This window comes from Roseovarius gaetbuli, from assembly GCF_900172365.1.
Lineage (GTDB): Bacteria > Pseudomonadota > Alphaproteobacteria > Rhodobacterales > Rhodobacteraceae > Roseovarius > Roseovarius gaetbuli.
In genome coordinates, this window is sequence record NZ_FWFJ01000013.1 from 24,249 (window position 1) to 38,495 (window position 14,247).

12 protein-coding genes are annotated in these 14,247 nt (G+C 60.2%); 4 read left to right on the plus strand and 8 right to left on the minus strand.

Going from position 1 to position 14,247, the window contains the following annotated elements; genetic code table 11:
* Positions 1-70: 70 nt before the first annotated feature.
* The 7 genes from dnaG to ROG8370_RS08510 all read right to left on the minus strand — a co-directional run bounded on the left by dnaG (position 71) and on the right by ROG8370_RS08510 (position 9,082).
* Positions 71-2,020: a DNA primase gene (dnaG, locus tag ROG8370_RS08480; protein WP_085826654.1), complete on the minus strand. Its 1,950-nt coding sequence runs from the start codon at positions 2,018-2,020 to the stop codon at positions 71-73.
* 80 nt (positions 2,021-2,100) lie between these two features.
* Positions 2,101-2,391, minus strand: coding sequence for a DNA primase (locus ROG8370_RS08485; RefSeq protein ID WP_085826655.1), 291 nt, complete (start codon positions 2,389-2,391; stop codon positions 2,101-2,103).
* A 109-nt stretch (positions 2,392-2,500) separates the two neighbouring features.
* Entirely contained in the window at positions 2,501-3,046 is a 546-nt protein-coding gene (locus ROG8370_RS08490) for a sarcosine oxidase subunit gamma (protein WP_085826656.1), read from the minus strand.
* Positions 3,039-5,969 (minus strand): sarcosine oxidase subunit alpha family protein, encoded by a 2,931-nt coding sequence (locus ROG8370_RS08495; protein ID WP_085826657.1) that lies wholly within the window; start codon positions 5,967-5,969, stop codon positions 3,039-3,041. Before ROG8370_RS08495 ends, ROG8370_RS08490 begins: the two co-directional genes overlap by 8 nt.
* Positions 5,966-6,244, minus strand: coding sequence for a sarcosine oxidase subunit delta (locus ROG8370_RS08500; RefSeq protein WP_085826658.1), 279 nt, complete (start codon positions 6,242-6,244; stop codon positions 5,966-5,968). The genes ROG8370_RS08495 and ROG8370_RS08500 overlap by 4 nt, the downstream gene beginning before the upstream one ends.
* A 60-nt stretch (positions 6,245-6,304) precedes the next feature.
* A complete protein-coding gene (locus ROG8370_RS08505) occupies positions 6,305-7,558 on the minus strand; it encodes a sarcosine oxidase subunit beta family protein (RefSeq protein ID WP_085826715.1) in 1,254 nt (417 codons plus the stop codon).
* Between the two features lie 93 nt (positions 7,559-7,651).
* Positions 7,652-9,082, minus strand: a complete 1,431-nt coding sequence (locus ROG8370_RS08510) for a Glu/Leu/Phe/Val family dehydrogenase (protein ID WP_085826659.1) — start codon at positions 9,080-9,082, stop codon at positions 7,652-7,654.
* 82 nt (positions 9,083-9,164) lie between these two features.
* Between ROG8370_RS08510 and ROG8370_RS08515 the strand changes: the two genes are divergently transcribed.
* The 3 genes from ROG8370_RS08515 to ROG8370_RS08525 are packed head-to-tail and all read left to right on the plus strand — an operon-like array spanning position 9,165 to position 12,365.
* A complete protein-coding gene (locus tag ROG8370_RS08515; RefSeq protein ID WP_245827275.1) occupies positions 9,165-11,246 on the plus strand; it encodes a Tad domain-containing protein in 2,082 nt (693 codons plus the stop codon).
* Positions 11,243-11,779 carry a TadE/TadG family type IV pilus assembly protein gene (locus tag ROG8370_RS08520; protein ID WP_085826661.1) on the plus strand — a complete coding sequence of 179 codons (537 nt, stop codon included), beginning with the start codon at positions 11,243-11,245 and terminating at the stop codon, positions 11,777-11,779. Before ROG8370_RS08515 ends, ROG8370_RS08520 begins: the two co-directional genes overlap by 4 nt.
* A gap of 1 nt (position 11,780) precedes the next feature.
* Positions 11,781-12,365, plus strand: coding sequence for a TadE/TadG family type IV pilus assembly protein (locus ROG8370_RS08525; protein WP_085826662.1), 585 nt, complete (start codon positions 11,781-11,783; stop codon positions 12,363-12,365).
* Here ROG8370_RS08525 and ROG8370_RS08530 read toward each other — a convergent pair.
* A complete protein-coding gene (locus tag ROG8370_RS08530) occupies positions 12,362-12,844 on the minus strand; it encodes a hypothetical protein (RefSeq protein WP_085826663.1) in 483 nt (160 codons plus the stop codon). The two genes, ROG8370_RS08525 and ROG8370_RS08530, sit on opposite strands and share 4 nt — an antisense overlap.
* Positions 12,845-13,010: 166 nt before the next feature.
* Between ROG8370_RS08530 and ROG8370_RS08535 the strand changes: the two genes are divergently transcribed.
* Complete coding sequence (locus ROG8370_RS08535; protein WP_085826664.1) at positions 13,011-13,922, plus strand: pirin family protein; 912 nt, start codon at positions 13,011-13,013, stop codon at positions 13,920-13,922.
* Positions 13,923-14,247 lie beyond the last annotated feature (325 nt).

Genomic DNA, 14,247 nt, shown 5'->3' on the forward strand with positions numbered 1-14,247 from the left:
CATTAGCGCGAATAAGTGATTCGCACACCCGTTTACCCTGATTTCTTTACCGCTTCCTCACCAAAATAGGTCAACGCCCCGGTTTGGAAAAACTAATCTTGCCGAGCAGTTCGTCGAACTGCTCTTTCTCGTCTCGTTTGATCCGCGCACCATTTTCGCCGAGATCGTATTCGGCGCGGTCTTCCTGTTCGCTGCGCACCGCCCGATTTCGCGCCTCTGCCGCCTGTCCAAGGCGCCATGTCATCGCCTCGTCGGCCAGCCCGTCGATATCCTCGCTGGCCTCGGACACTTCGGCGCTCAGCCCGCGCTGTGCCTCCAGCTTGGCCAACTCTTCCGAGAGGGTCATGCGGGCAATCTCTGCCTCGCCGGGATTGCGCACCGAGGCTGCTATCGCAACGTGGGGCAGTGCCATCAGCTTTTCAAGGGGCTCGGGGCCAAGGTCGGCCTCAATCAGGGCCTGAAGCGCGCCCTGCCCCGATGCGCCGTGACGCAGGATCAGGTCGCGCAGCCGGGCGTGGTCTGGGTCATGGCATTCCATCCGCTCGATGCGGGCCTCGAAGGCCTCTGTCACCGAAGGGCAGCAAATCAGCGTGGCCAGGATAACCGCCTCGCGCAGGTGGATATCGGCATGATCGCCCGAGGCCACCAGAAGCGAGGATTTGGTGGTCGCGCGCGCCGTCGGCGGCGGCGGCCATTTGCCCGCCTTGAAGCGCGGCGCATTGGGCGCGCTGCGGCGCGGGTTGAACAACTGCCACCGCATGTCCTTGATCGCCTGGCCGTAATGGCCGCGAATCGAGGGATCACGGATCAGTTTGATCTTTTCGCGCAGCACCTTGTCAAAGGCCGCCTTGCGCTCAGGGCTATCGAAATCGCGCCCGTCGGTTTCGCGCTGCCACAGGACCTGAACCATCGGCAGGGCCTTATCCAGCAAAGCCTGCACCGCCCCCGGCCCGTCAGAGCGCAACAAATCATCAGGGTCTTTACCCTCGGGCATCAGCACAAAGCGCAGCGATTTACCGGCCTCCAGCAACGGCAGCGCCAGATCAACCACCCGGTAGGCGGCGTTCAGCCCCGCCTTGTCGCCATCGAGCGCGATGATCGGCTCTGGCGCGACCCGCCAGAGCATCTGAAGCTGATGTTCGGTCACCGCAGTGCCAAGCGGCGCCACAGCCGCGCCAAACCCCGCCGCGACAAGCGCGATCACATCCATGTACCCTTCGGCCACGATAAGCGGCTGGCCCTTGCCGGCCGCCTCGCGGGCAGGGCCGTGGTTGTAAAGCGAATGGGATTTGTCAAACAGCTCGGTCTGCGGCGAGTTGAGGTACTTGGCGTTGTCATTCGGGTCCATCGCGCGCCCGCCAAAGGCAATACAGCGCCCGCGCGCATCGCGGATCGGGAACATGATCCGGTTGCGAAAGGTGTCATAGGGCTTGCCGCCCTTCTGGCTGGCCTTGGCCAGACCACAGGCAAGGATCATCTCTTCGCTGACGCCCTTGGCCGTTAGATGATCCCAAAGCCCCTGCCAGGCATCCGGCGCAAAACCGATCTCGAACCGCGCCTGCGTGTCCTCACTTAGCTTGCGACCCACAAGATAATCCCGCGCCGCCGCCCCCGCGCCGGTGCGCAGTTGCAGGGCGAAAAACTTGACCGCAAGATCCATGACCGCGACCAATTCGGTGCGCCGGTCGGCCTTGGCTTGGGCCTGGGGGTCGCGCTCGGGCATCTGCATGCCGGCCTCGGCGGCGAGGATTTTCACCGCCTCGATGAAATCGACATTCTCGCTTTCGCGCACGAAGGAAATCGCATCGCCCTTGGCGTGACAGCCAAAGCAATAGTAAAACCCCTTGCGGTCATCGACATGGAAAGAGGCGGATTTTTCCTGGTGAAACGGGCATGGCGCCCACATGTCGCCCTTGCCCTGATTGGACTTGCGCGTATCCCACATGACCTTGCGCCCGACCACCTGACTAAGCGAGATGCGGGTTTGCAATTCTTCAAGAAATCCGGGTGGCAGGCTCATACCCTATATATCGGGCGCGCGCGCGTCACTGTCCAGTGGGCGCAGATGATTTCGCTGGGGATAACCCCCCGCGCGCCGCGCTATTGCGCAAGGCAGGCCGCAAGATAGGCCTCGGCCACGCCATCGCCAAGCTGTTCCTCGGAGAGCGAATAGACCCAATCGACCAGCGGCTGAACCGCGTTCTGATAGCGCGCCTCGTCGCCGGTATACCCGGCGCTGATCGCCTCGATCGCCTCGGGCGATTCTATGCCCGCGCCGCGCGCCTCGACGGCGGCCGTTACGATATCACCAGAGGTGGCGCACATCGGGTTTTCGGCCTGCGCGGTCATCGGCAGGGCAAGAAGCGTGGCAATCAGGGCAAAACGGCGCATGGGAGACCTCGTGAACATTGGCGTCAGTTGCCCCTAACCTAGTATAACCGCAAGGCATTGTAAGGGGGGTGGCGCGGGGAAAATTGCCCGCACATTGCCCCTTGGGGCGCTATTGCAGAGCCACGACCCGGCCCATGGCGATTTTCAGCTCATGCACAAGCGTCGCCGCCATCGAACGGAACACCATAATCTGAAACGCGTCTTCGCCAAGCCGGGTGATCGAGGCGGGCATATGCGCGCAGTCACTGCGCGCCGTGTGCCCGCGCTTGAACTGCGTGGGCCGCAGGTCTAACGGCGTCATGCGCGCAAGCACATCGCCCGCGCCCTGCCCCTCAAGGCGCAATACCGCCCAGCCATCCGATTGATCGCTCAGCGCGGCAAACTTTACCAGACCGGCATCGGGCGCAGGCCCGATCAGAAGAATCATCCGTTGCCCGAACCAAAGCGCGCGCGCACCGCGCGTTCCGCTCATCCGCCCCACGCCGGGCGCGGCCATGCCATGCGCGGCTTTCAACGCCTCCGAGAGGGCGGCATCCTGCCCGAGGTAGGGCGCAATGGCAGTCATGTGCCCGGGCGCATCCTCAAGAAGAGAGAGCGGCCCAACACGCAGCGGCACAAGCCCCGCGCAGGGGGTTTTAGGTTTAAGATCAACCACGTAACCGGCCTCCGTCCTTGTCAAACTGGATCGGGTCCAGCACCTCGCAGAGCGTATCAGACCCGCGCAGGTGATCGACCATGCGCACCCTCTCGCCGATCCGCGCGCGTCCGGCTTTCAAGAACCCAAGGCCGATCACATGGCCCAATGTCGGCGAGAAACACGTCGAGGTGACATAGCCCTGATCATGCGCGCTTGTCGCCGGATCACCGGCGTTGAAAAGATGCGCCCCTGCCAGCAGCTCTTTGACGGCGCCGACGGGCTTAAGCGCCACAAGCTGCTCGCGGCCCTCCTCCACAAGACCGGGGCGCGCGGCCGCCGCCTTGCCGATACAATCCTTTTTGGCGCTGATCATCCGCTGCATGCCGATGTCAAAGGCGGTGGTGCGCCCGTGAATTTCCGCATGCGTGATAAAGCCCTTTTCGATGCGCAACACATTCAGCGCCTCCATCCCGTAAGCGCCGCCGTCCATCGCCTCGGCCCGCGCCACAAGCTCACTGAAAAGCGCCGCGCCATAGCGGGCCGGCACGGCGATCTCATAGGCATGCTCGCCCGAGAACGAAATCCGGAACAGCCGCGCATTGATCCCGCCAAGACGCACCGCACCACAGGCCATGTAAGGAAATGTCGCATCCCCAACCGGCGCATCCAACAGCCCATTCACAAGCTCGCGCGATTTCGGCCCGGCGACGGCAAACTGCGCCCAAGCCTCGGTGACCGAGGCCAGCCGGACGTCAAGATCGGGGCGCAGCGCCTGATGCACGAATTCCAGGTGCCGCATCACCTGCCCCGCCGCCGCCGTGGTGGTGGTCAGCAGATAATGTTGTGCGCCAAGCCGCGCACAGGTGCCGTCATCCATCACATGCCCGTCTTCGCGCAGCATGAGACCATAGCGCACCCGCCCGACCGCCAGAGTGGACATCATGTTGGTATAGACAAAATCGAGAAACGCACCGGCATCCGGCCCCTGCACGTCAATCTTGCCAAGGGTCGTCACGTCACAGACGCCGACGGCACCCCGCACCATGTTGACCTCACGGTCGCAGGATTGACGCCAATGGGTTTCCTTGTCTCGCGGGAAATAGCCTGGCCGATACCAAAGCCCGGCCTCGATCATCGGCGCGCCCCTTTGCCGCGTTTCATCGTGCGAGGGGGTCAGGCGCTCGGGCGCAAAGCCCTTGCCGCTTCCCCCCGCGCCGATGGCCGCAATCGGTACCGGAACATAGGGCGGTCGGAACGTGGTCGTGCCGGTCTCGGGAATGCCGCGCCCGGTCGCATCGGCCAGCACCGCAAGCGCCGCGACATTGGAATTCTTGCCCTGATCGGGCGCCATGCCTTGGGTCGTATAGCGCTTCATATGCTCGACCGAGCGAAAGTTCTCATGCGCCGCCTGCTGCACATCCTTGACCGTGACGTCGTTCTGAAAGTCAAGCCAGGCGCGCCCGCGTCCCGGCACCTGCCAGAGCGGAAAGATGTCGCAAGGCGCATCCTCGGCCATGGGAACGGCAAGCTCGCCGCCCTTGAAGCCAAGGTCACGCGCCGCCTCTTGCCCGGCGCGCGCGCCGCCCTGCAAACAGGCGCGGGTCGAGAAATCACCGGCGGCGGCCCCAGCGGCCACCATCCCCGGCAGGGCATTCTCGGGCGGCAAAAACGCCAGCAAATCGGCGTTCCAAACGGGGCGCGGATTCATGTGACAGGCCAGATGCACGCTTGGGTTCCAGCCCCCGGAAACGGCCAGACAATCGGCGCGGAGCCGCTCTTCGCCCTTGGCCGAGCGGATGGTGACGGATTCAAGCGCGCGCCGCCCCTGCGTGTCGCAAACCTCCGCGCCGGGATAAAACGGCACGTCGAGGTCGCAGGTCGCATAATGCCGCGAATCCACCAATGCGGCCACATGCACCCCCGCCTCATCGAGGTCGGCGGCGGTCCGATGCGCGCTATCGTTATTGCCAAAGACCACCACGCTTTGGCCCGGCGCCACGCCCCAGCGGTTGAGATAGGCGCGCACCGCGCCCGCCATCATCACGCCGGGTCGGTCGTTGTTGGCAAAGGCTATCGGTCGCTCAAGTGCACCCGCCGCCAGAATGCTGCGCCGCGCCACGATCCGCCAAAACGTGCCACAGGCCGCACCGGGGCGACGCGCCAGAGCATCGGCGCGCGTCTCAAGCGCTGCGTAAGTGCCCTGATCGTAGGCGCCGGTAATGGCGGTGCGCGTCATCACCCGCACATTCGGCAACGCGGCAAGCTCTGCCGCCATCTCCCTCGCCCAGGCGGCGCCAGAGATGCCATCAACCTCAATCGTCTCGGCCAAAAGCCGACCACCGGGGGCGACATCCTCATCCGCCAGAATGACATCCGCCCCGGCCTTGGCCGCACTCAGCGCGGCCATAAGCCCGGTCGGCCCCGCGCCAATCACCAACAGATCACAATGCGCAAAGGCGCGTTCATAGCGGTCTTCGTCCGGCGCACCCGACAGCGCCCCAAGCCCCGCCGCACGCCGAATAAGCGGCTCATAGACCCGCTCCCAAAAGCGGCGCGGCCACATGAAGGTCTTGTAATAAAACCCGGCGCCAAGGAAAGGCGCGGCCAGATCATTCACCGCCAGAAGATCAAACCCAAGCGTCGGCCAGCGGTTCTGACTGCGCGCCCAGAGCCCCTCTCGCAACTCGACCGTGGTGGCGCGCATGTTCGGCTCTTGCGCGGCGCCAAAGCCAAGGGTGACAAGGGCGTTCGGCTCCTCGCTGCCCGCCGTCATTACGCCGCGCGGACGGTGATACTTGAACGACCGCCCCACCATCCGCACCCCGTTGGCCAAAAGCGCCGAGGCAAGAGTATCGCCCTCAAACCCCTGATAGCGCGTGCCATCGAAGGTGAAACTGATCGGCGTCCTGCCCTCGACAAGCCCCTTGCCCTCGATCCTCATGACGCGCTCCCGGCGCGGCGCGCCTCACTTGCCAGTATGGAGCCCAACACCTCATGCGTGGCGGTGTTGCGCGTCACCACGATCCAGGCGGCACAGCCCTGTTCGTGATACCAAAGATCGCGCGTCACCCCGGCGGGATTGTCGCGATTGTGCACATAGTCGTCCCAGGCCTCCGGCCCGGCCTCTGCATCGGGGCGCTCCAACGCCACCGCCGCGCCACGATAGGTGAACTCGCGCCGATCACGCGCGCCGCAAATCGGACAGGGAAGTCTCATCGCACCCGCTCTTTCATCGTTCCATAAATACTCAATCTTGCAACGCTCATCACAGCCCCCTCAATGCAGATTATGCTGGCTGCCGGTGCCTTCTTCATCCATCAGCCCCCGCCCGGTGCGGAACCGATCAAGCCGGAACCGCGCCCCGGCGGTATGCGGCGCCCCGGTGGCAATCAGATGCGCCGTCACGTCGCCCGAGGCCGGCACCGCCTTGAACCCGCCATAACACCAACCGCAATTGAGATAGAGCCCGTCGATATGGGTGCGATCAATCACCGGCGACCCATCCGGTGACATATCCATGATCCCGCCCCAGCTGCGCAGCACCCTTGCCTTGCCGATGGCAGGCATCAACGCCATGCCCGCCTCCATCACATGCTCGACCAGCGGCAGGTTCCCGCGCGCCGCATAAGAGGCATACATGTCAAGATCGCCACCAAAGACCAGCCCACCCTTGTCAGACTGGCTGATATAGAAATGACCCATGCCAAAGCTGATGACATGATCAATCGCCGGCTTGAGGCCCTCGGTGACAAAGGCCTGCAACACATGGCTTTCGATCGGAAGCCGCATGCCCGCCATCGCCGCCACCTGGCTTGAGCGCCCGGCCACGACCATGGCCACCTTCCTGGCGCGGATCGCGCCGCGCGTGGTCTGCACGCCTTTGACGACGCCGCCCTCGATGTCGATGCCGGTGACTTCACAGTTCTGGATAAGATCGACGCCGCGCTCACTTGCGCCGCGCGCATACCCCCAGGCCACGGCGTCATGGCGCGCAGTACCGGCGCGGCGCTGAAGCATGCCGCCATAGATCGGGAACCGGGCATTGTCGTAATCGAGATAGGGCACCATCCGCCGCAAAGCGGCCCGGTCGAGCATCTCGGCATCATCGCCCTGATTGATCATCGCATTGCCCCGCCGCGCCATCGCATCGCCCTGTCCGTCGGAATGAAACAGCACGATCTGACCGCGCTGCGAATGCATGACGTTGTAATTCAGATCCTCCTCAAGCCCCTCCCAGAGCTTGAGAGAATGGCTGTAGAATTCCGAATTGCCGGGCAGGAAGTAATTGGCGCGCACAATGGTGGTGTTGCGCCCGACATTGCCGCCGCCTAGATAGCCCTTTTCAAGAACCGCGACATTGGTGATGCCATGTTTTTTGGCCAGGTAATAGGCCGTGGCAAGGCCATGCCCGCCGCCGCCGATGATCACCACGTCATACTCGGATTTCGGCGTCGCGTCGCGCCAATGGGCCTGCCAGCCCTTGTTGCCGGTCAGACCCTCTTTCAGAACACGCCAGCCCGAAAACCGCATGTAAACCCCCTCATGATGCATTGGTCCGAGTGAACCAAGTCGCGCCGGGGATAGCAATGGCAGAGCACAGGCTCTGCCATCTTTTTCACACGCTCAAAGCCCCATCGCGCGATAGCTGGCCGCAACCTTGGCGATCGACACAAGATAGGCCGCCGTGCGCAGGTCGGTCACATCCTTGCGGCCATGCCAGACCTCGCGCATCGACTGATAGGCGATGCGCATAGTGTCATCGAGCCCAGAGCGCACCAGTTCAAGCTCACCAGCCCCGCGCAGGTATTTCTGCTTGAAGCCGGGCGACATCACCCAGGCATCACCAAGGTGCTGATCCAGACGCTGCAACTCATCCACGATAAGCTGGTGGCGCGCCTCTTCCTGGCGTCGCCCCATCCGGCCAAAGCGGATATGGCTCAGGTTCTTGACCCACTCGAAATACGACACCGTCACACCCCCCGCATTGGCATACATATCGGGAATGATCACCGTGCCCTTTTCGCGCAGGACTTCATCCGCCCCGGCGGTCACCGGGCCATTGGCGGCCTCGATGATCAGCGGCGCCTTGATGCGGGCGGCGTTCTGCATGTTGATCACCCCCTCCATCGCCGCGGGGATCAGAATATCGCAGTCGGCTTCCAGAACCGCTGCCCCTTCGGCACTATGGGTGGCATCGGGAAAGCCCTTGATGGTGTCGTGTTTCTGCATCCACTCATGCACCGCTTCGACATCAAGACCCGCCTCATTGTAAAGCGCGCCATCGCGTTCGATGATGCCGGTGATCACGCAACCATCTTCCTCCTGCAAGAACTTGGCCGCGTGATAGCCCACGTTGCCAAGCCCCTGCACCACGACCCGCTTGCCATCAAGCGACCCGCTCAGACCGGTCGCCGCAACATCCTCGAGGTGGCGGAAAAACTCCTGCAAGGCGTATTGCACGCCACGCCCGGTCGCCTCGACCCGGCCCTGAATGCCCCCCGCATTGATCGGCTTGCCGGTGACGCAGGCGCGATAGTTGATATCGGTGGTGTTCATGCGCTTGTACTGATCGGCCATCCAGGCCATCTCGCGCTCGCCGGTGCCCATGTCCGGGGCCGGTACGTTTTGCGCCGGGTTGATCAGGTCGCGCTTGATCAGCTCATAGGCAAACCGCCGGGTGATCAGCTCAAGCTCGTGCTCTTCCCACTCGCGCGGATCAATCCGCAACCCGCCCTTGGAGCCACCAAACGGCGCCTCGACCAAAGCGCATTTATAGGTCATCAGCGCCGCCAGCGCCTCAACCTCGTCCTGATTGACGCCCATGGCATAGCGGATGCCGCCCTTGACCGGTTCCATATGTTCGGAATGCACGCTGCGATAGCCGGTAAAGGTATGGATTTGCCCGCGCAGACGCACCCCGAAGCGCACCGTGTAGGTGGCATTGCAGACGCGAATTTTCTCTTCAAGCCCGGGCGGCAGATCCATCAGCGCAACCGCGCGATTGAACATGAGATCCACACTTTCACGAAAACTTGGCTCTTTGATAGCGGTCATTATCCTCTCCCTTATGCGACCCGTGGCCGTCTGCATTGGTGCAGATCATTGTGCCCAGAACATTTAAACATGGTTAAGACCTGTGACCGTTTTGTCCAGTCGACAGAGAAAACCGAGCGGATTCTATCTACCTGAACGGGTACTCCACATCTTTCGTTTCCACCTTGAAAACAATACTCAACTTCTGATCCATATTGTTGTTTTCAAATGGTTAACTCTTACTGTTTCGCCAGTTTTTCGCCCTAATTCCGCCACACATCGCGGCGATAAAAAACGATGGTGGAATGCGTGGCCCGACGGCCAATGCTATCACGACAGAGGTGATGAAATGCTCATAAAGTACAACAAACGCCCCGATTCAGATGCCGCTGGGCACAACGAACAAAACCATTTGCCCGCCTGGGCAACGCGTTTCGTGCGCGAGGAAGATGGTACAGTGACCATACTCGCTTTCTTCATCGCCGTGACATTCCTAATCATGGGCGGGATCACAATTGATGCCATGCGCCACGAGATGGAGCGTTCCTCTTTGCAGGCCACGCTTGATGGTGCGGTTCTGACTGCAGCGTCTGCCAAAAACAAAAGCGAGGCCCGGTCAGCAATCGAAGACTACGTGACCAAGCACGGTAAGATAGATTACCTTTCGCCCGAACAGGATGGCGAGATAACCGCAATGTTGGATAATGCTAGTATCACGGCTCGCGGACAGAACACTCTCGAGACTTACCTGTTGAAAATGAGCGGGGTGAAAACGCTCAGCGTTGCGGCTTCATCTACAGCGGAAGTGAATATTCCGAAGCTCGAAGGAATTCTAGTTCTGGACTTGTCCGCGACGATGAAGGGTAACAAGCTCGCCAATCTCCAGAAGGGCGCTCACGAGTTCGTAGAGTTTAGTCTCGATGGTCGCACCCCGGGCAGCGTGGTGCTCTCGATTGTTCCGTTCAGCTCCTCTGTCTCGCCACCCGAGTCAATCTACAATGCGCTCGCGGTAGACGATCGACACGATTACACGACTTGCCTCGAGTTCAAGGACAACGATTATACCCATGCCACGCTCACGAGCGGCAGCTCGTCACTGAGTAGCGGCATTCCGGCTTCCCAGATGGTCTACACCTCACTCTCTGGCGGATTTGGGGCGGATTCGCTCGATCTAAACCAGCAGTCGTGTTTCAACGAAGACGCAATGCGCATCCTGCCATATTCAATCAGCGCGGGTGAACTTTACGCCAAGATCGACGGCCTTGACGGTAAGGTCGACGGTTCTTACGGAAGTATCCCTGATCCTATTCTCGACGGTCTTGGTGCAGCTGGAGACAGCTCGGGCAACGACGGCATGAACTGGGGTGCCGCCCTGCTAGATCCGACATTCCGCCAAGTGACCAGTTCGATGATCGACGCAGGATCCTTGACTCCGTCCCTCGCGAATGTGCCCGTCGATTATGATGATCCCAACACGAATAAGGTCATTATCTTCATGAGTGATGGTGTTAACACCCCGACCACCAAATTCGACCTTGATCCACCGAAATTCCGCGGGACGGCGTCCAATCTCTACGAGGTCGTCAGTACAACGAATAAGGTTGACTACGCGTTTAACATAAAAAATGTCAATGAAACGAAAACGGGGACTGACGCCGAGAGCGTTTGCGCCCACCCAAAGTGGGAATGCGTTTACGAGGGAGATGGCGCCCAAGAGTCGGTCTACTTTCTCTACAGCCCCATTGCTGGAGAATACTACAGCATCGGTGCAGCGGCTATGGGAAACCCAAAATGGTATACACCCTCGGAATTCAATAATCTGAGCCAGACAATGCCCGGCTATATTGAAACCATTCAACTCGACTGGGAAGATGCCTGGGGTCTGATGTCGCCTGATTATTACGGTGAAATAACCGGCGACTGGAGCGCTTGGAACGATTATTACTCCGAAGAAAATATCACCGCCGCCCATAAAAACACCCTTATGCAAAGCGTCTGCAGTGCCACCAAGACTGAAGGTGTTATAGTTTACACCATCGGCTTCGAAGTAAATGATGCCGCTGAGCGAGAACTCATCAAATGCGCCACCTCTGAATCGCATTACTATCATGCTACGGGCGGCAGTATCATAACCGCGTTTGGTTCGATCGCAGCGAACATCAGAAATCTGAGGTTGAGCCAATGATACCCGGGTTCAGGAATGCTCTGCACCGCTTTCGGCGTAATGAAGACGGGACAGCTTCTGTTGAGTTTGTGATCGTTGCTCCGGTGTTCATAGCGCTGATGATGTTCTCAATCGAGCTTGGCTTCATAACGCTACGCAATACCATGCTAGAACGAGGGCTGGATATTGCGGTACGTGAAGTCCGTCTTGGTACGGGCACCGCGCCGCAGCATGACGAGATCAAGCAAATCGTCTGTGAAAAGTCTGTGATCATCTACGATTGCATGAACACTCTGCAGCTTGAATTGCGGCCGACCGATATTAGGACCTTCAGCGCACTTGATGCAGCGGTCGACTGTACCGATGCGGCGGAACCAACCAAGCCGGTACGTGCCTTCATCCCCGGAGTACAGAACGAGTTAATGCTGATGCGGGCCTGCGTGAAATACGATCCGCTTTTCCCAAAGCAATTCCTCGGACGGGCTTTGCAAACGGATACCAACGGACAGGCAACGATCATTTCCACTACTGCCTTTGTTCAGGAGCCAGTTTAAAATGTATATCTTTGACATAAAACGTGCCCTGCGACGCTTTCGCAAATCCGAACAGGGAACCGTCACCATGGAGACGGTGATCATGTTGCCATTTCTTTTTGGCTTGCTGGTCTTCAGCTATGAGTTCTTCGATATGTTTCGTTACAAAAGCGTGCGCGAAAAAGCCACCTATACAGTTGCCGATATGCTGTCGCGTGAAACCAACGTCGTGGATGCAACATATATCGACAATACCAAGCTTTTGTTTGATACAATGACGAAGAACGGAAGCGACAATCAAATCAGGACATCGGTGGTTCGCTATCATCAGTATGATCCCGATAACATCGACGAATTTGAACTGCGCTGGTCAGAGGTGCGTGGCGAGGGCGAACTTCTTAAATTGACCACGGCAGATGTGAAAGAAGCGCACGCGACTTTCCCTAAAATGACCAATGGTCAGGATCTTATCATCGTGGAAACCAGATCAGTATATGATGCACATCTACCCTTTGGCGTGGCCAAGGACACACCGATCAAAACCCAAATGTTCATGTCGCTGCGCTTTGGCGCACAACTCTGCTACGTCGGGGTCTGCACGCCCTAATCCGGTGCGGCCTGCCGGTTCATCTGGTCTTCCATGATCTCGGCCATCACCTTGGCATTGGTGCTGGCAGTGACACCACCAACCCCGATACGGCGACCGACACGCCACCAAAGCCCCGGCTGCCAGGCAGCAGGGGCCTTTGTCTTGAGCCGGATCGAAAAGCCGTTTGACGGCTTGAAGGCAAACACGCCCCGCTCGACGCTGGCCAAATCCGCGATCCGCGCGATCATAACCCCGTCATCGCTGCGCAATCCCTCACGGGTCAGCTCCAGGGTATGCGATGTGGCGCGCCACATCCGCTCGGCCAGAAAGAGGATCAGCGCCCCAAGTGCCACCATGACCAATTGCCAGACCATGGCCGACGGCTGAACCAGCGCCAGGTAGAGCATCAACAGGCCAAGCGACCCAAGCGCGACGACCCCGAGAACCCGCCGTGGGGTCGAGGCCCGCAGCACCGCCAGTACTTCTGTATCTTGCATCCGAATTCTCCCTTTCGGCAGGCTTTACCCCGACAAGACGGCTTTGGCGAGAGCAAGCCCGCCAAAGCCTCTCAAAAATGCACAGCCGCGGTTGAGCGCTGAACAGAGCCGACCCATGACGCCCACACCAAGAGCGCCTATATCCCTGTTGCAAAGGAGACATGCCATGTCGATCAGACCCGTATTGGAAACCCGCAAGGCACAGGCCACCATGGAAGGGGCCGGCGTGCATCTGCACCGCGCCTTCGGGTTTCACGACCCGACCGAGCTTGACCCGTTCTTGCTGTTTGACGATTTTCGCAATGACAACCCCGCCGCGTATGAGCAGGGCTTTCCCTGGCACCCGCATCGCGGCATCGAGACGATCACCTATGTTCTGGCCGGTGAGGTGGAACATGGCGACAGCCTTGGCAATCAGGGCCGCCTCGGCGCGGGCGATGTGCAATGGATGACCGCCGGGTCGGGCATCCTGCATCAGGAAATGCCGAAAGGAAACGCCAACGGACAGATGCACGGCTTTCAGCTTTGGGCGAACCTGCCCTCTGCGCTCAAGATGACCGCGCCGCGCTATCAGGACGTGAGCGCGCCCGATATCCCGGTGGTGGTTGATGACGACGGCACCGCGGTGCGCGTGATCGTCGGCGCGTTCTGGGGCAAGCACGGCCCGGTCGACGGCATCGCGGCAGATCCGCAATACCTTGATATCTCGGTACCGCCGGGGGTGAAGAAAACCTTTCCCGTCGACACCTACCGACGCAGCTTTGCCTATGTCTTCGCGGGTGCTGGCGCCTTTGCCGATGCAAGTGCCCCCGAGGGCGTTCTGTTGGAGAAAGAGGTGGCCGGGCAAGAGGTGCACATTCGCGACCTCTCGGGCAACCGCACCCTGATCCGCTTTGGCACCGGCGACGAGGTTACCGTGCAGGCCGGCCCCGAGGGCATCCGCTTTCTGCTGATCTCGGGCGCGCCAATTGCCGAGCCGGTCGCCTGGCACGGGCCGATCGTGATGAACACCAAGGCGGAGCTGCGCACCGCCATGGCCGACCTGCGCAACGGCACCTTCATCAAACCCGCGCATTAGGCGAGTCACCCCAGATTATTCGACGAATAATCTGGGGCTGCTTGGCCGACCGCGCGTGCACAAATAATGCATGGCGACCCTAAGCGGGATATGCTTAAAACATAACATGAACGCTAACGTAAAAACGCAAGCCCCGCCTGTCGTCGCGCCCGCAGATACCGCCACTCAGGTTGACCTAAGTTGGATTTACTACCTTGATATCGCTCAAAAATGCGCTGTCATAATTGCTGCATTGGCCTTCCTCATTTCGATTTATGCCTTTTTCCGAAGCCGTCAGAACGACAGATCCTCTGCCTTCATGGCATTGCGAAGGGAATACGCCGTT